This window comes from Aeromonas sp. R2-1, assembly GCF_040908425.1.
GTDB lineage: Bacteria > Pseudomonadota > Gammaproteobacteria > Enterobacterales > Aeromonadaceae > Aeromonas > Aeromonas caviae.
In genome coordinates this window covers 1-15,755 of the sequence record NZ_JBFODR010000007.1, presented here as the reverse complement: position 1 = coordinate 15,755, position 15,755 = coordinate 1, and the positions used below count along the sequence as shown (strand labels likewise).

The following is a 15,755-nucleotide window of genomic DNA, read 5'->3' as shown; positions in this document are numbered from 1 at the left end:
CATTGCCGACATGAGTGGCCTGGGAGTGCCCACACCAAGAATCATGATTATTTGCACTCGGTCATATTTTTGAAACTTGCCGGGAACTTTACATTGATATTTCGCACCGCGAACGTACTCTTGGTGATGTCAGATCGCCAAGGATCGACAGCCAAAAAATAACGACTGTAACGATGCAGATAGCCCCGACCGATGCGCCAAGGCATCAGGCACAAGGGCACGACAGAGAACCATTTTTTTGCCCTTCGGGGTGTTGATTGCAATGCCAATACCGAGCGGCGGGTGCCTACCCGGCTGCCGGATAAAAAAGCTAAGTCCATAAAATCAGGAGCAATAACAAATGGAAAAAGTGATCTTCAAGCGCGCCGCGTTGAGTGCTGCCGTGGTCGCGGCACTGGTCGCACCCGGCATGGCGTTCGCCGCTCAAGACATGATGAGCCCGGAATACGGCAAGTCCTACAGTGCCTTCATCGACGAAGGCAAGCTCACCGGTGGCCTGTTCTACTTCCAGCGTGAGCGTGATCGCGTCCAGGCCGGTCCGGGTCAGGATGGCAAATACCACTCCAACCTGAGCCATACCACCACCCAGGCAGCCCTGAACTTCAACTCAGGCTATGCATGGGGTGTGGTCGGCGTCGACGTGGGCGGCTTCGGTGCCTACGACCTGGCCGTTGACGAGAGCAATGGCGTCAACGAAGAGAACGAGTTCTCCTTCTGGGGCGACAAGTGGGGTTCAGGTGGTGACGGCGTTCCCGAGAACGGCTTCAGCCTCTCCAACGCTGCCCTGAAATTCAAGTTCGGTGACGCCGTCACCGCCAAGGGTGGTTACACCCAGCTCTATGTACCCGGCATCCTCGGCGTCAACTGGTCCTATCAACCCGGTACCTACCGTGGTGGCCAGATCGAAGGCACCTTCGGCGGCCTCTACCTGACCTACGCCATCGCCGACGAGTACAAGGCTCCCTGGTTCAAGAACACCACCGGCTTCTCCAAGAGCAGCCCCTATGCCAGCGATCCCTTCACCGATGCGAACAAGATCGACTACATCCACGGTCTGGCCGCTCGCTACACCTTCGAAAACGGCACTGCCGTCACCGCCGGCTTCGGTCAGTCCGAAGGCTACATGGACAGCTACCACTTCAAGCTGGCCCACAAGTTCGACGTACTGGGTGGCCTGAACACCAGCTACCAGTTCTACGGTTCCGACACCGAGAACAGCGACTATGACGGCCTGGCCTGGCAACAAGCCCTGACCGCCAGCTGGGCAGCCGGCCCCTATGGCTTCCGTCTGGAAGGCCTGTGGACCAAGGCTGAAGGGGATCTGGGCAACTACCTGCCCCGTCTGACCCGTGGCTACGGCAACTCCCAGGGCGCGAACGAAATCTGGTGGGATTCCCGCTCAGACTGGAACCACAACGACGAGAAGGCCCTGTTCTTCGGCGTGACTCGTTCCCTGGATGATCTGGTGGGTGCACCGGGCTGGGGCGTGGGTGTCTCCGGTGCCTACGGCTGGGATGCCAACAACGGCGACAAGTCCCTGGAAGGCGGCAAAGAGTGGGCAGCCAACTTCGACGTCATGTACACAGTGCAGGACGGCAAGCTGAAGGGCACCCTGTTCAAGCTGCACTACACCGACTACAACAACGAACAGGACGACAAGGGCAGCTGGTACTACCCGAACATGTTCAGCTCCGAGCATGACGTCAAGTTCCACATCATCATGCCGTTCACCATCATGTAATCAGGCATCTGACGTGACCGAAAACCGGGCCTCTGGCCCGGTTTTGTTTTTGGTGGCACCACGCTACCATGCCAGCTTCGGGCCACCTGCTGGCCGCCAATCAGGACCATGCTCATGCCCCATCCCTTCGTGCTCGTCACCGGCTGCTCCAGCGGCATCGGCCTCGCCGCCGCAAGAAAGCTCGGCGCCCGGGGCTTCACCGTCATCGCTTCCGCCCGCAAGGCCGAGGATGTGGCCCTGCTACAGCAGCAGGGTCTGTTGGCGGTGCAACTGGATCTGGCGGACAGCGCCAGCATAGAGCGAGGGGCGGCAGAGGCGCTGGCCCTGGCAGAAGGGCGCCTCTACGGCCTCTTCAACAACGGCGCCTACGGCCAGCCCGGTGCGCTGGAAGATCTGCCCACCGAGGCGCTGCGCGAGCAGTTCGAGACCAACTTCTTTGGCTGGCATCACCTCATTCGCCAGATATTGCCTCCCATGCTGGCGGTAGGCGAGGGGCGCATCGTGCAGAACAGCTCGGTGCTTGGCCTGGTGGCCATGAAGTATCGTGGCGCCTACAACGCCAGCAAGTTCGCGCTGGAAGGCTATACCGACACCCTGCGCCTGGAACTCGCGGGCAGCGGCGTGCACATCAGCCTGATCGAACCCGGCCCCATCGACACCCGGTTTCGCGCCAATGCCCGGGAGGCCTTCCTGCGCCACATAGACCCGAGCGCGAGCCGCCATCAGGACGCCTATGCCCAGACGCTGGCCAGGCTGGAGCGTGAAGGGGGTGCCCGGGGCTACACCCTGCCAAGCGAGGCCTGCATCCCGCCGTTAGTGCATGCGCTCACGAGCAAGCGCCCCAGGCACCGCTACCCGGTCACCTTCCCGACCAAATTGTTTACCGTGCTGCGCCGCCTGCTGCCAAGCCGCTGGCTGGACAAGCTGCTGATCAAATCCGCCTGATAAAGGTGCCCTCGGCGGGCCCTCCTCTTGACATGCACCTGTCTTAGCAACGATGCCCGCTCAATAGTGCTGGCCGTTGCTGTAGTAGTGACTCTTGACGATGGGCAGCACCTGCACCACCACATAGGTCTGCTCCCCCAGCACCGCTTTCAGGTGGCGGGTGATGAGGGCGGCGGCGGCATCCTGCATCTCCTGCGGTCGCTCGAACCAGACCAGCTCCACGAAGGGAAAACCGGCTTCGGGCTGGCCATCTCGTACCCACTGGCTCGGCACGCACTCCAGGGTGACGAACTCCGGCTTGCCACCGGTCAGGGCGCAGAGGTCCGCCATCAGGGGGGCGCTTATCCGCTGCAGGGTGTCGACAGAAACTGCCCGAAAACGAAGGTGGGGCATGGGAAACCTCTTGGCTGTGACAAATGAGGACTTATCATAGAGCACTCATCCCGCTCACATAAGGTGCCTCATGAGATTCCATCCCACGCTGCTCTCCTTCCTGCTCTGCCTGCTGCTGCCGCTCCATGCCATGGCCGATCCGGCCTTCTACCGCATCAACAAGGGCAACGAACAGCACTGGCTGCTGGGGTCCATCCATGCGGGCAAACCCTCTCTCTATCCCCTGCCGGACCCGGTGGAGCGCGCCTGGCAGCAGAGCCGCGCCCTGGTGATGGAGGTGGACATGACCCACATCAGCCAGGAGCAGTGGCAGGAGATGGGCGCCATCACCCGGCTCGTCGACGGCAAGACCCTCAAGGATCACCTGCCCATCGACCTCTACCGTCGCACCCTCATCGCCGCGGGCCAGAACGGTCTGAACGAGAGCATGCTGGCCCCGCTGCGTCCCTGGTTTGCGGCCATTACCCTGACCCAGGCAGCCCTGGAGCGCACCGGCTATCGCGGTGAATACGGTGTCGACCAGCACTTCGCCAAGCGGGCGAACGACGGCGGCAAGCCCATCGTCGGGCTGGAGACCCTGCTGGAGCAGCTCGGCTATCTCGCGAGCGTCGGCGACAACCAGACCTTGATGCTGGAGAGCACCCTGGACGAGCTGCCCGACATCCAGCAGGGGTTCGACGCCGTGATGACCGCCTGGCAGAACGGGGACGAGGCCACCCTCATCAATCTGCTCAGGGAGGAGATGGCGCCGCCCAAGCTGCAAGCCTGGCTGGAACAGACCCTGCTGGCAGAGCGCAACCGCAACTGGGTCAAGAAGTGGCCCAGCCTGCCGAACGAGAGCTTTATCGTGGTAGGGGCCCTGCATCTTTACGGCGAGCATGGGCTGCTCGCCCTGCTGGAGCAGCAGGGCTGGCGCATCACGCCCCTCACCGAACCGACCCTGAAGAAAGCAAAATAGCGTCCAGTCCGGCGACCTGACACGTCGGATGCGCGTCGGCTCACAGAATTTGCTGCCGATTAAATAACCAGAGAGGGAGTTGATCGAGATCATCCCCTCCCTCCTGAAGAGGTATCTATCATGCCTGTCACCGCCCAGTGACAGGAGTGAACGAGATGGAATTCTGGATGAACCTGATGTTCGGCAACAGCGTGGGGCTGATGTCCATGCTGGTGATTTTCGGCACCTTCCTGCTCATCAGCGCCTATGCGGTCTATTTCATCTACAAGGTGATGCACGCAGAGCCGCCCAAAGAGGGGCAATAACCAGGCTCGCTCAGACCGCCCTCCCCGGCAGGGCCGGGGCCTGCGAGCGTTGCCATTCTAAGGCCCACCAAGGCCCGCTATACTGGCTCCCTCATTTTCATGCGGGGAGCCTGCCGTGTCTCATAACGACGAACTCTCACTGTTCCTGCAGGAAGTGGCCGACGTGCGGCCCCTTCGCAGCGACCATATCGCCCCCGTTGCGGGCAACAGCCAGCCCACCGAGGCGCAACTCGCGCGCCGGGAAGCCGCCACCGCCGAACAACTCACCCTGGATCACCTCGGCACGGAAGCAGTCGAGATGCTGGACCCCCATGCCATCGTCGGCTTCAAGCGTGACGGCGTGCAGGAGGGGGTCTACAAGAAGCTGCGCCTTGGCAAATACGAGCTGCAAGGCTCCCTCGACCTGCACCACAAGACGCTCAACGAGGCCCGTATCGCCCTGGTGCAGTTCGTCCAGGAGTGCGAAGTGCGGGATATCCGCTGCCTGCTGATCCTGCACGGCAAGGGGGAGCGCAGCACCCCGCGTGCCCTGCTCAAGAGCCATGTCAGCGCCTGGCTGCCACAGTTGCCTTCGGTGATGGCCATGCACAGTGCCGAGCGCCGCCACGGCGGCAGCGGTGCGCTCTACGTATTGCTGCGCAAGAGCGAGCGCAAGAAGGCGGAAAACCGCGAACGGCACCAGAAGCGCCTCGGCTGACTGCCTGAGGGTGGCACCAGGGTGGATGGCAGTGCTAGCATCGGGCGGCCCCGATCATGCCAGGTACGGGGTGCATATCATCAGGGACGATAACAAGGACAATCCCATGTCATACCAGAAACTCGAACAACATCAGCAACAACTGCACCGCCTCTCCCACCTCTCCGCCATCTGCGGCTGGGATCAGGCCGCCATGATGCCGGAGGGGGGCAACGAGGCCCGCGCCGAGGCGATGGCGGAGCTCGGCGTGCTGATCCACGGCAAGCGCACCGCCCCCGAGCTTGGGGAGTGGATTGCCAAGGCAGAGAGCGAACCGCTGGACGAGCACCAGCGTGCGAACCTGCGGGAGATCAAGCGCCAGTGGCAGGATGCAAGCCTGCTGCCGGGGGCGCTGGTGGAGGCGCTTTCCCTGGCCGGCAGCAAATGCGAGCACGCCTGGCGTCGCCAGCGCAAGGAGAACGACTGGGCAGGTTTTGCCCCGAACCTCGAGGAGGTGGTGCGCCTGTCGCGGGAGGTGGCTCGCCTGCGCGCCGACGCGCTCGGGGTGCGCCCCTATGACGCCATGCTGGCGCTGTACGAGCCCGGCATGACGAGCGCGAGGCTGGATCAGATCTTCGGCGATCTGACGAGCTGGCTGCCCGGCCTCATCCAGACCGTGAGCGAACGGCAGAAGAGCGACGTGCTCCTTACGCCGCAAGGCCCCTTCCCGATCCCAACGCAGCAGGCGCTCGGTCAGGAGGTGATGGGGCTGCTCGGCTTTGATTTCGCCCACGGCCGGCTCGACGTGAGCAGCCACCCGTTCTGCGGCGGCGTGCCGACGGACGTGCGCATCACCACGCGCTACAACGAGCAGGAGTTCGTCTCCAGCCTGATGGGCATCGTCCACGAGACGGGTCACGCGCGTTACGAGCAGGGCCTGCCGCGCGCACTGCTCGGCCAGCCGGTGGCCGAGGCGCGTTCCATGGGCATTCACGAGAGCCAGAGCCTGTTCTGCGAGATGCAACTCGGCCATCACCCCGCATTCCTTGCACAGATTGCACCGCGCATCCGCGCACACTTCGGCGAGCAGGCCGCGCTAGCACCGGCGAACCTCGAGAAGCTGTACAACAGGGTCGAGCCCGGCTTTATCCGCGTCGATGCGGACGAAGTCACCTACCCTGCCCACGTCATCCTGCGCTACGAGCTGGAGCGGGACCTGATGGAAGGGCGCATCGAGGTCGCGGACATCCCCGAGCTGTGGGACGCGAAGATGCAGCAGTGGCTCGGCTTGTCCACGAAGGGCAATTACCAGAATGGCTGCATGCAGGACATCCACTGGACGGACGGCTCGTTTGGCTACTTCCCGAGCTACACGCTCGGCGCCATGTACGCGGCGCAGCTGCGCTTTGCACTCGAGCGTGAGCTCGGCGACATGGGCACGCTCGTAGAGTCCGGCCGCCTGCCGGAGATCTTTGGCTGGCTCGGTCGCCATATCTGGTCCCAGGGCAGCCTGCACGGCACGGACGAGCTCATTCGCCGCGCGACCGGTGAGGCGCTCAATCCCCAGTGGCTGCGCAAACACCTCGAACAGCGCTATCTGAAATAAGCGAGGTTGAACCCCCTCCCAGCCTCCCCCTTCACAAGGGGGAGGAGCTAACCCCGCCCCGTTCACAGAGGGGAGCTGTTTGTCCCCTCCCCTTACGAAGGGGAGGGTTAGGGTGGGGTCCTGCCCCCCTAACCTTACAAAGGGAGGACTGGGATGCCTCGGATCGCACTATTTTTGCTATCCCTGTCCGTTTTTGGCTAGTCACCCCTCTCGCCCCCGCTTAGTCTCTGGGACATGCCCACAGCAACCCGAGCCATGCCATGACCACAGAGCCCCCGCATTCATCCCAACGAGACGAGATCATCCCGGGTCTCACCCGGGAGCAGTGCCACGCCGCACGCCTCGCGCGAGACGCGCGTTTCGATGGTCGCTTCTTCACCGGGGTGCTCTCCACCGGTATCTATTGCCGCCCCGTGTGTCCGGCGCGGGCACCGCACGAGCACAATGTGCGCTATTTTCGCTTCGCGGCGGCGGCGGAGCAGCACGGGCTGCGCCCCTGTCTGCGCTGTCGCCCCGAGCTCGCACCGGCCCAGAGCGGCGATCTGCCACCGCTCGTCGCCCAGGTGCTGGCGCGCATCGAGCGCGGCGAGCTGGCGGAGCACAGCCTGGGCTCCCTTGCAACGCAGGCCGGGATCACGGAGCGCACCCTGAGGCGCCAGTTCGAGCAACACCTCGGCGCCTCGCCGAAACAGGTGGAGCAGACGCGCCGCCTGCTGCTCGCGAAACGGCTTTTGACGGAGACGCGCCTGCCCATCACGGACGTGGCGTTTGCCGCAGGCTTTGCGAGCATTCGTCGCTTCAACGACGCCTGGCGGCAGGCGTATGGCATGACGCCGGGCGCCCTGCGCAAGCAGGAAGGGGGCGCGGAGCAGGATACGCCGCAATCGAGCCTGCAACTGCACCTGCTGTATCGCCCGCCGTTCGACGTCCAGGCCATGCTCGCGTTCTACCGGTTGCGCGCCATTCCGGGGCTGGAGCGGGTGGATGAGCACGGTTACGAACGCCGTCACCGGGTCGGCGAGCAGGAGGGGCTCATCCGCATCGAGCCCGTCGAGGGGGAGAGGCTCAGACTCACGGTGCAGGATCTGCCGCCGGGTGCGCTGCCGGACATCCTGTACCGCGTGCGCCGCATGTGGGATCTCGACGCCGACATGAGCCGCATCGGCGAACACCTGGGGCAGGATCCGCTGCTGGCGCGGATACTGGGGCGCTGGCCCGGGGTGCGGCTGCCGGGGGGGTGGGATGAATACGAGGTGATGCTGCGCGCCATCGTCGGCCAGCAGGTGTCGGTCAAGGGTGCCATCACCATCATGGGGCGCCTGGTGGCGCGCACCCTGGCGCAGTTCGGTACCGCACAGCTGCCCACCCCGACCCAGCTGTGCGAGCTGGATCTCGACGGCATCGGCATGCCGGGCAGCCGCATCCGCACCCTGCAAGGGCTGGCCTCGGCGCTCGCAAGCGGCGCACTCACCCTCGCCACGGCAAGCGACGAGCAACTGCTCGCGCTGCCGGGCATAGGTCCCTGGACGGTCGCTTACTGGCGGCTGCGCTGCGGGCTCGACACGGATGCCTTCCCCGCCTCGGATCTCGTGCTGCAAAAGGCGCTGGGGGGCGGTGACAAGCTGCCGGTGAAAGAGGTGACAGCGCGCAGCGCCCCCTGGCAGCCGTGGCGCGCCTATGCCGCGAGCTGGCTGTGGCACGCCATGAGTGAACAACCGGCGCTGCTCACCCGGCCAACACAGACACAAGACGAGGAGAAGAGCCCATGATCCGCTATGACATGATGCCCACCGACCAGGGCAAACTGCTGGTCGCCATCGACGAGCGCGGTCTGGTCCATGTGGACTTCCTGGCCGGACTGCGGCCGCTGCCCGACATGCAGGACTGGCAGCAGGACGGCGAGGCGCTCGCCCCCTTCCTAGCCGAGTTTCGGGACTACTTCGCGGGCCGGTTGCAGCGCTTCACCCTGCCGCTCGCCCCCAGGGGCACGGCGTTTCAGCAAGCGGTGTGGCAGGCGCTGTGCGACATCCCCTACGGGGAGACCCGCAGCTACGGCGACATCGCCCGCACCATCGGCAAGCCAAACGCGGTGCGGGCGGTGGGTGCCGCGAACGGCCGCAATCCGCTCTCCATCATCATCCCCTGCCACCGGGTGATCGGCCAGAATGGCAGCCTCACCGGCTATGCGGGAGGCCTGCCCATCAAGCAGGCACTGCTGACGCTGGAGAGGGCCTCTCGTTGATCCGGCGCAGCCCGGCCAGGGCTCACTGCCGCTGCGCCAGCCAGCCGTGAAACCCCAGCGCCTGAAAGAAGCGGTGCGCCGCCGCGAAACCGGCCCCTTGCAAGAGGCGCCGGGTCTGTCCCTCGTCCAGGGAGGTGAAATCCTCTCCGAGGCGGCGCACCATCTGCTCGCAGGCAGGAAGCGGCAGACCGGCGAGGGCGGCTTGCAACCCCATCGCCTTGCGCTCGAGCGGGTCCGTGGGCGCCATCAGATCCGCCAGCAGCAGGGGAGCACCAGGATTGAGCTGGCGATAAATATCACCCAATAGCGCAGCTTTGGCATCTTGCGCCAGAAAATGCAGAACCAGCAGACAGAGTGCGCCATCGCAAGGCTTATCCACCACAGGCAATGCGCCCAGGTGCCAGCACACCCTCTCCCCCATGCCCGCCTGCTCGGCCCGCACCCTGGCATGGGCCAGCATGTCCGCCGAGATATCCTGGGCCACAAAGGTCCAGCGGGGGCAGAGACGGCCAAGTAGCAGCAACTCGCTGCCCGTGCCCACCCCTACCAGCAGCACCCTAGCCTGCTGGCCCAACGCGGCCATCAGCCGGGAGGCACAAAGCTGGTGCAGCAGCTCGTAGCCTGGCACCAGCAGGGGGATGCGGCTGTCATAGGCCTTCGCCCCTTCTCCTTCGAATCGCTCCGTCATCTTTTGCTCCTTTGGTGTGAGCCCCCTTGATAGGGGCTGCCGCCGGGAGAAGGTCAAGAGCCACCGGGGCGAGCCAGTTGCCAGCCCAGCCCTTCCCATGAAGGGAGGGCCCTAGCCCCCCTTGCCCAGCGCCGCTTTCAGAGCCGGATTGAAGACGCGCTGGAGGGAGGCGGGGTTGTTCACCAGCTTGGCCGCCGGGCGGCGCGGGCGCCTGACCAGCTCGCCGCCACAGTTGGGGCAGGTCAGGTGCAGATACTGATCGTTGCACTCGGCGCAGAAGGTGCACTCGAAGGGGCAGATGTAGGCCGTCGCCGTGTCGGCGGGCAGATCCCGGTCACAGCACTCGCAGTTGGGTCTGAGTTCAAGCATGGCAAGTTCCTGAAGCGCAAAGGGAAAGCGGGAAAGAGGGCAGCTCAGTCGACGATAAAGAGGCGAGCGCCCAGTTCGGTATAGGAGCGATGGGGTTCGGCGTTGTCCGCCACCTGGTAGCTCATGCCCGGCGTCAGGGTGAAGACGCGGCCATCCTGCAACTCGGTGTGCAGCTCCCCTTCGAGGCAGAGCAGCACATGGCCCTTGCTGCACCAGTGATCCGCCAGATACCCGGGGGAGTACTCCACCATTCGCACCCGCAGATCCCCGAACTGCCGGGTGTGCCAGCGGGCGACGCCGCGCTCTCCCTTGTGTTCGGTCGGCGGGACCTCGGCCCAGTTCGTGGTGCAAAACGGCAGTGCATGGATGTTCATGACGGATCCTTTGTCAGAAGAAGGCTGGGGGAAGGCGGCTCGCCACGGGATATCCGTGACAAGGCCGCGCCCCATACTGCCATCAAATCCGCTCCAGCCCCATGCCCACTCGGGCAATCATCCCCTCTTCAGGCTGCCCATCACCTGCATCTCGCAGCGGTGGCAGTCAAAACGCAGGCGGAAACTCTCCTTGCCCATCTTGAGCTCCAGGGGTTCGGCCTTGAGACCGGGCACCTCCTTGGGACAGAGCTGCTGGCTGTAGCGGATGCAGTGCTTCGTTGTCATCAGCACCACTTCCCGCTCCTCCTTGTTCGCCTCATACGCGGGGGCGATGCTCCCCACCCCGTGTTCGCGAAAGAACTGCTCCGCCGCGCTGTTCAGCACGTTGCCCAGATAAGAGAGCCGATGCTGGGGATAAACGGCGCCTCGCAGGGGAATGCGCCGCTCGGGTCGCCGGTAGGCAGCCAGACGGGCCGCCTCCAGGGCGGCAATGCCGTCCCGGCGCAATCCGTTAAGCTGTGAAGCCGCAATAAACAGCGGGCGAGTGAATGCCAACTCAATCTGGCGAGCCACAAACAGGGTGTTGCCGAGTTTGCCGAGCTGATCCCTGGCCTGTTGCAGCGCCCGTTCCGGGTTGTCCGCCGGCTGCTGGTCGCAGGGGAGCGTGACGGCGGCGCCAATGCCCTGCTCGTCGGTAAGCGTGAGCCGCAGTCCCTCGTCGCACTCCGATAGCCGCATATCGACCCGGATGCGGCGATCCGCGCTCCCCTTTTCGAGCTGCTTGCTGAAGGCCTGATCGTGGTTGCGAAAGATCTCGGTGCCCACCTTGAGACCGGGCATGGGTTCCGACAGGAGTAACCGCTTGCTCTGTGCCTTCTCTTCCACTTTATTGAGGCGCATGCCCACCAGCTCGCCCCCCGGCTTGAAGAAGCCGAGGCCATCGCCGTTGTTGAGGGCAACGGCCTGGCCGTCGATCTCGATGCCATCGCGGGTCACGTTGGTGACGCGCCCGAGCGGCTCCCCGACGTATTTCGGGCTGCGCGGCGAGTCGATGCCTGGCTGTCGGCCATGGAGGAAGTAGTCGGTGCTGCCCCGGTTGAAACTCTTCTTGGGATCCGGCGTAAAGGTGTAGCTGCAACGACCGGCGGAAGCGGCCACCAGGTCGGGGCGGCTCGCCAGGATGGAGTCCAGCTTCTGGCGATACCAGGCGGTGACGTTCTTGACGTAGTCGAGCCCCTTGAGGCGCCCTTCAATCTTGAAGGAGCGGATCCCTGCGGCGATCAGCGCCTCCAGGTTGTCGGTCTGATCCATGTCTTTCAAGGAGAGCAGGTGGCTGTTTTCCACCAGCACCTCCCCCGCCGGCGTTTGCAGGGAACAGGGCAGCCGACAGAGCTGGGCGCACTCGCCGCGGTTCGCGCTGCGGCCGGTGCGGGCGTGGCTGATGTTGCACTGGCCGCTGTAGGAGACGCACAGGGCACCGTGGATGAAGAACTCCAGCTGCACGCTCGTGGCGGCGCTTATCTCGCGGATCTGCGCAAGGGAGAGCTCGCGGGCCAGCACCACCTGGGAGAAGCCCACGTCCTGCAGAAACTTCACCTTTTCCGGGGTGCGGTTGTCGGTCTGGGTGCTGGCGTGCAGCGCGATGGGGGGCAAATCGAGCGCTAGCAGCCCCATGTCCTGCACGATCAGCGCATCGGCCCCTGCCTCGTAGATCTGGTGGGTCAGGCGCCGGGCCTGCTCCAGCTCGTGGTCGTGCAGCAGGGTATTGAAGGCGACGAAGACCTGGGCGCCGAAGCGGTGGGCATGGCGGGCCAGGGCCTCGATGTCCTCGAGGCTGTTGCCCGCTGCGCGGCGGGCACCGAAGGCGGGGCCCCCCATGTAGACGGCATCGGCGCCGTGGTTGATGGCCTCGATGCCATAGGCGAGGTTCTTGGCCGGGGCCAGCAACTCCAGGCGGTTGTGATGGTTCTGATCGCGCATAACGTCCGGTTCGAAGGGCTGCAAATGGCCGCCACTCTAGCCAGACTCCCCGCCCCCCGCCTTGATCCCGCTTAAGATCACCGCAGAATGCAGGATTGACCCGGTACAAGGACATCTGGCTGCCCCCCTCATCCCCTGGCCCTGAGAGAGTGCCGACTACGCTGGCACCCGACGCGGAGCTAGATCACGACTTTGAGGGCCAGCCCCAGCAGCACCAGGCCGCTCACCTTGTCGATCACGGTGGATTTGGCCTTGAGCCAGGCGAGTACGGACCCGCGAGAGAGCACCAGGGCCACCAGCACATACCAGAGCGCATCGATGCCGCCTGCGGTCAGCATCATGATGCCCCCCTCACGCCAGCCGGTGTCGGCGTGCACGAACTGGCTGAACAGGGCGATAAAGAAGATGGCGAGCTGGGGGTTCAAGAAGGCCACCATAAAGCCCTCGAACGCCCCTTGACGTCCCCGTGGCGGGTGCCCCTCCTCCTTGCCTGCCTCACCCCCTGCGGGCCTGGCCAGCAACGCCTTGATCCCGAGCCAGGCGAGGAACGCCGCGCCGCCGTAGCGGATGAGATCGAACAGCAGCGGGGTCTGGGTGATCAGGATGGCGAGGCCGAGGGCCGTGATCAGCGCATAGATGCCGACTCCCAGGCCGTGTCCCAGCGCCGTGGCGACCCCGTGGCCCTGCCCTCCCTGCACCGTATTGCGGATGATCAGTGCCAGGCTCGGCCCCGGGCTGATGGCCCCCATCACGCAAATGGCGGCCAGCGCCAGCCAACTCGTCAGCTCCATACCTTCTCTTCCTTCGTGTCGATTGTTGTCACCCGGGATCAGGGTAGGGGGTGGCTCGCTATGCCAGAAGTGAAAGTTATGAATAGAGTCCATAGCCAGTGGCTATAGAGTGGCACAACCCGCTGCCATCAGCGGCTCGCCTGCGACCCTCCTGCCAACTGCTTGCGACTCTCCCCCAGGGTGAATTGCAGGTGATCCCGCAGGAAGGGATAGGCCAGCTCGCGGAACCAGCGGTGAGCCGGATCCAGGTGGTGGCGCTGGTGCCACAGCAGATGATACTGCTGGACCCGGGTGGAGAAGGGGAGATCGCAAAAACTCAGGGCATGTTCCCGGGAGAGCTGCCAGGCGATATGGGCCGGGGTGGTCATCAGACAGTCTGTGCGCAGCAGCACCTCCACCGCGGCCTGGAAGAAGGGCACCCGGGCAAACCAGCGGCGGGAGAGCCCGCGGGGGGCCAGCACCTGCTCCACCGGGCTGTCCTTGTCCCCGCCCCCGCTCACCTGCAGGTGGGGACATGCAAGGTAATCCTCCAGGCTGAGCGCCATGCCAGAGAGCGGGTGATGGCGCCCCATCAGCACCACCAGCCTGTCCTCCCCCTGATGCAGGCCGCGGATCTGGTCCGGCACCAGCTCCGTGATGGTGGAGACCATGTCCAGCTCCGATTGCCAGAGCTGGGGCAACTGGCGCTTGTCCCACAGGCTGTACTCCAGCGCCGCCCGGGGGGCGGCCCTCGCCAGGGCCGCACAGATGTCCGGCAGGATGTGCTGGGCCACGTAGTCGGAGGAGGCGAGCCGAAACACCCGCTCGCAGCGCTCGGGGGCAAATTCCGGCGCCTCGTAGAGCCGCTCCAGGGCACCGAGGGAATCGGCAAGCTGGGCCGCCAGGGCCTCGGCCCGCGGGGTCAGCAGCCAGCGCTGCCCTTCCCGCACCAGCAGCTCGTCGCCAAACTCGCTGCGAAGCTGGCCGAGCTGCTTGCTGATGGAGGGCTGGCTCAGGTTCAGCAGCTCCGCCGCCCGGCTGATGTTGCGGGTCTCCAGCAGCACCTTGAGGGTGGGCAAGAGATTGAGATTCGCTTTGTGCACAGGAGTCACCTCGGGAAGGGGTCGCCGGGATCGGGCCTTCATCTTACGGCAAGGAGAAGCGGAAATTTAAGCAAAATCACGGTCTTGCTCCCCCCACTCCCCTTACACTGGAGGGGCCGCAGGATGACAGTGAACGCCCCGTGCGGCATAATTTCGCCACTTTCCGCCCCAGGGCGGCCATCACGACAAGCGACGACAAGATGACATACGCCACTATCACCGGGTGGGGAAAATGCCTGCCCCCCGCCTCGCTGACCAACGATGACCTCGGCACCATCATGGATACCTCAGACGAGTGGATCTACCCGCGCACCGGCATCAAGGCCCGCCGTGTCTCCCATGTCAGCACCCAGGCGCTCGCCACCCTGGCCGCCCGTCGCGCCCTGGCGTGCGCAGGCCTGGACGCCGCCGCCCTCGATGGCATCATCCTCGCGACCGCCACCCCGGGCACGCTGGTCCCCAATGGTGCCTCTGCCGTGCAGCAGGCCCTCGGCGCCCACAAGGCGGCGGTGTTCGACCTCAACGCCGCCTGCACCGGCTTCGTCTATGCCCTCTCGGTCGCCACCTCCCTGGTGCAGACCGGCATGATGCAAAGGGTGCTGGTGATCGGTGCCGAGCGATTGACCCAGTTGCTGGACTGGGCCAAGCGCGACACCGCCGTGCTGTTCGGGGATGGCGCCGGCGCCGTCATCATCGAGGCGAGCAAGCAGGAGAGCGGCCTGATTGCCAGCAAGCTCGGTTGTGACAGCGAAGCGCGGGAGATACTGCACGTGCCGAATTTCGGTACGGATCGGGTGCGTTTCGCCGACATTGACGGCCTCTTCACCTTCAACTTCGAGGGGCAGGAGATCTTCAAGCGCGCCGTGCGCGGCATGGGCGAAGCCACCGGCACCGTACTGGCCCAGGCGGGCATCGCCCCCGAGCAGGTCGACCTCATCGTGCCGCACCAGGCGAACGTGCGCATCATCGAGACCCTGGCCAAGCGGATGAACGCCCCCATGGAGAAGGTGATGGTCAACATAGAGCAGTACGGCAACACCTCCGCCGCCACCGTGCCCATCGCCCTGTGCGAGGCGCTGGAGCAGGGTCGGGTCAAGCCGAACAGCTACCTGCTGACCGCCGCCTTCGGGGCCGGGCTAACCTGGGGCGCCGCCCTCATCAAATGGGGAGATCGCGTCACCCCGATCGCGAATTGCGACGAGGTGCTGCCCCCCTGCGAGCAGAGCGCCCTCGAACTCATCGCCCATGCGGTGCAGGGTTGCCAGCAGGCCCGCCCCGCCGACGCCTGAGCGAGCGCCCGCTCCCCATGATCCGCCAGGAGCCCGAGGCTCCTGGCTGCCAGCCCCCTACGCCCCCTCGCCGTTTCGGCAGCGACATAAAAGTCATTGAAAAGTGTGAATTTTGAGCGAAACATATCAAAAAATGACCACTTGACACTTTTTTGTCGTCAGAATGCGGCCAAGGGGTTCACAACCTTGCCGGATCTGGTAGTATGCGGCCTCGCACTTGGGGAGGGGTTCCCGAGCGGCCAAAGGGATCAGACTGTAAATCTGACGGCTCTGCCTTCGAAGGTTCGAATCCTTCTCCCTCCACCATTCAAGTGCG

At 64.7% G+C, this 15,755-nt stretch carries 16 protein-coding genes and 1 tRNA gene; 10 read left to right on the top strand and 7 right to left on the bottom strand.

Translation table 11 applies throughout. From position 1 onward, the window contains the following. The first annotated feature begins 340 nt into the window (after positions 1–340). Both AB5Y80_RS00415 and AB5Y80_RS00410 read left to right on the top strand, forming a co-directional pair. On the top strand, positions 341–1,741 hold the full coding sequence (locus AB5Y80_RS00415) for an OprD family outer membrane porin (protein WP_368172393.1): 1,401 nt from the start codon (positions 341–343) through the stop codon (positions 1,739–1,741). A gap of 114 nt (positions 1,742–1,855) precedes the next feature. After that, entirely contained in the window at positions 1,856–2,686 is an 831-nt protein-coding gene (locus tag AB5Y80_RS00410; RefSeq protein WP_368172392.1) for an SDR family oxidoreductase, read from the top strand. 60 nt (positions 2,687–2,746) lie between these two features. Here AB5Y80_RS00410 and AB5Y80_RS00405 read toward each other — a convergent pair whose 3' ends face one another. After that, complete coding sequence (locus tag AB5Y80_RS00405; protein WP_039041060.1) at positions 2,747–3,079, bottom strand: DUF1904 family protein; 333 nt, start codon at positions 3,077–3,079, stop codon at positions 2,747–2,749. A 70-nt stretch (positions 3,080–3,149) separates the two neighbouring features. Here AB5Y80_RS00405 and AB5Y80_RS00400 point away from each other — a divergent pair, with 70 nt between their 5' ends. From AB5Y80_RS00400 to AB5Y80_RS00375, 6 genes are all read left to right on the top strand, one after another. After that, a complete protein-coding gene (locus tag AB5Y80_RS00400) occupies positions 3,150–4,037 on the top strand; it encodes a TraB/GumN family protein (protein ID WP_368172391.1) in 888 nt (295 codons plus the stop codon). Between the two features lie 155 nt (positions 4,038–4,192). Then, positions 4,193–4,342 carry a DUF3149 domain-containing protein gene (locus tag AB5Y80_RS00395; protein WP_010673287.1) on the top strand — a complete coding sequence of 50 codons (150 nt, stop codon included), beginning with the start codon at positions 4,193–4,195 and terminating at the stop codon, positions 4,340–4,342. A gap of 115 nt (positions 4,343–4,457) precedes the next feature. Then, positions 4,458–5,039 carry a DNA endonuclease SmrA gene (smrA, locus tag AB5Y80_RS00390; RefSeq protein ID WP_041211226.1) on the top strand — a complete coding sequence of 194 codons (582 nt, stop codon included), beginning with the start codon at positions 4,458–4,460 and terminating at the stop codon, positions 5,037–5,039. 106 nt (positions 5,040–5,145) lie between these two features. Next, on the top strand, positions 5,146–6,624 hold the full coding sequence (locus tag AB5Y80_RS00385) for a carboxypeptidase M32 (RefSeq protein ID WP_039041058.1): 1,479 nt from the start codon (positions 5,146–5,148) through the stop codon (positions 6,622–6,624). A gap of 260 nt (positions 6,625–6,884) precedes the next feature. Then, the gene (locus AB5Y80_RS00380; protein WP_103260719.1) at positions 6,885–8,393 is read left to right on the top strand and encodes a DNA-3-methyladenine glycosylase 2; all 1,509 of its coding nucleotides are present in this window, start codon (positions 6,885–6,887) and stop codon (positions 8,391–8,393) included. Further along, on the top strand, positions 8,390–8,866 hold the full coding sequence (locus tag AB5Y80_RS00375; RefSeq protein WP_041214637.1) for a methylated-DNA--[protein]-cysteine S-methyltransferase: 477 nt from the start codon (positions 8,390–8,392) through the stop codon (positions 8,864–8,866). Before AB5Y80_RS00380 ends, AB5Y80_RS00375 begins: the two co-directional genes overlap by 4 nt. A 22-nt stretch (positions 8,867–8,888) precedes the next feature. Here the strand turns inward: AB5Y80_RS00375 and AB5Y80_RS00370 are convergent, their stop codons facing one another. The 6 genes from AB5Y80_RS00370 to AB5Y80_RS00345 form a co-directional block, all read right to left on the bottom strand. Beyond that, positions 8,889–9,554 (bottom strand): class I SAM-dependent methyltransferase, encoded by a 666-nt coding sequence (locus tag AB5Y80_RS00370; protein ID WP_042017733.1) that lies wholly within the window; start codon positions 9,552–9,554, stop codon positions 8,889–8,891. Between the two features lie 111 nt (positions 9,555–9,665). Further along, positions 9,666–9,923: a DUF1272 domain-containing protein gene (locus tag AB5Y80_RS00365; protein ID WP_368172390.1), complete on the bottom strand. Its 258-nt coding sequence runs from the start codon at positions 9,921–9,923 to the stop codon at positions 9,666–9,668. Positions 9,924–9,967: 44 nt separating this feature from the next. Then, a complete protein-coding gene (locus AB5Y80_RS00360; RefSeq protein ID WP_039041054.1) occupies positions 9,968–10,297 on the bottom strand; it encodes a DHCW motif cupin fold protein in 330 nt (109 codons plus the stop codon). Positions 10,298–10,414: 117 nt separating this feature from the next. Beyond that, entirely contained in the window at positions 10,415–12,277 is a 1,863-nt protein-coding gene (locus AB5Y80_RS00355; RefSeq protein ID WP_368172389.1) for a U32 family peptidase, read from the bottom strand. A gap of 179 nt (positions 12,278–12,456) precedes the next feature. Next, positions 12,457–13,068 carry a LysE family translocator gene (locus AB5Y80_RS00350; RefSeq protein WP_368172388.1) on the bottom strand — a complete coding sequence of 204 codons (612 nt, stop codon included), beginning with the start codon at positions 13,066–13,068 and terminating at the stop codon, positions 12,457–12,459. 128 nt (positions 13,069–13,196) lie between these two features. Further along, entirely contained in the window at positions 13,197–14,150 is a 954-nt protein-coding gene (locus tag AB5Y80_RS00345; protein WP_368172387.1) for a LysR family transcriptional regulator, read from the bottom strand. A 200-nt stretch (positions 14,151–14,350) separates the two neighbouring features. Here AB5Y80_RS00345 and AB5Y80_RS00340 point away from each other — a divergent pair, with 200 nt between their 5' ends. Beyond that, positions 14,351–15,439 (top strand): ketoacyl-ACP synthase III, encoded by a 1,089-nt coding sequence (locus tag AB5Y80_RS00340; protein ID WP_041211217.1) that lies wholly within the window; start codon positions 14,351–14,353, stop codon positions 15,437–15,439. Positions 15,440–15,660: 221 nt separating this feature from the next. Beyond that, positions 15,661–15,745: transfer RNA gene (locus tag AB5Y80_RS00335), tRNA-Tyr, on the top strand. Positions 15,746–15,755 lie beyond the last annotated feature (10 nt).

What these genes read in the sequence shown, in the direction of transcription:
- AB5Y80_RS00415 (WP_368172393.1), top strand. Translation starts at nt 341, where the DNA reads ATGGAAAAAGTGATCTTCAAGCGCGCCGCGTTGAGTGCTGCCGTGGTC.
- AB5Y80_RS00410 (WP_368172392.1), top strand. Translation starts at nt 1,856, where the DNA reads ATGCCCCATCCCTTCGTGCTCGTCACCGGCTGCTCCAGCGGCATCGGC.
- AB5Y80_RS00405 (WP_039041060.1), bottom strand. Translation starts at nt 3,079, where the DNA reads ATGCCCCACCTTCGTTTTCGGGCAGTTTCTGTCGACACCCTGCAGCGG.
- AB5Y80_RS00400 (WP_368172391.1), top strand. Translation starts at nt 3,150, where the DNA reads ATGAGATTCCATCCCACGCTGCTCTCCTTCCTGCTCTGCCTGCTGCTG.
- AB5Y80_RS00395 (WP_010673287.1), top strand. Translation starts at nt 4,193, where the DNA reads ATGGAATTCTGGATGAACCTGATGTTCGGCAACAGCGTGGGGCTGATG.
- AB5Y80_RS00385 (WP_039041058.1), top strand. Translation starts at nt 5,146, where the DNA reads ATGTCATACCAGAAACTCGAACAACATCAGCAACAACTGCACCGCCTC.
- AB5Y80_RS00380 (WP_103260719.1), top strand. Translation starts at nt 6,885, where the DNA reads ATGACCACAGAGCCCCCGCATTCATCCCAACGAGACGAGATCATCCCG.
- AB5Y80_RS00375 (WP_041214637.1), top strand. Translation starts at nt 8,390, where the DNA reads ATGATCCGCTATGACATGATGCCCACCGACCAGGGCAAACTGCTGGTC.
- AB5Y80_RS00370 (WP_042017733.1), bottom strand. Translation starts at nt 9,554, where the DNA reads ATGACGGAGCGATTCGAAGGAGAAGGGGCGAAGGCCTATGACAGCCGC.
- AB5Y80_RS00365 (WP_368172390.1), bottom strand. Translation starts at nt 9,923, where the DNA reads ATGCTTGAACTCAGACCCAACTGCGAGTGCTGTGACCGGGATCTGCCC.
- AB5Y80_RS00360 (WP_039041054.1), bottom strand. Translation starts at nt 10,297, where the DNA reads ATGAACATCCATGCACTGCCGTTTTGCACCACGAACTGGGCCGAGGTC.
- AB5Y80_RS00355 (WP_368172389.1), bottom strand. Translation starts at nt 12,277, where the DNA reads ATGCGCGATCAGAACCATCACAACCGCCTGGAGTTGCTGGCCCCGGCC.
- AB5Y80_RS00350 (WP_368172388.1), bottom strand. Translation starts at nt 13,068, where the DNA reads ATGGAGCTGACGAGTTGGCTGGCGCTGGCCGCCATTTGCGTGATGGGG.
- AB5Y80_RS00340 (WP_041211217.1), top strand. Translation starts at nt 14,351, where the DNA reads ATGACATACGCCACTATCACCGGGTGGGGAAAATGCCTGCCCCCCGCC.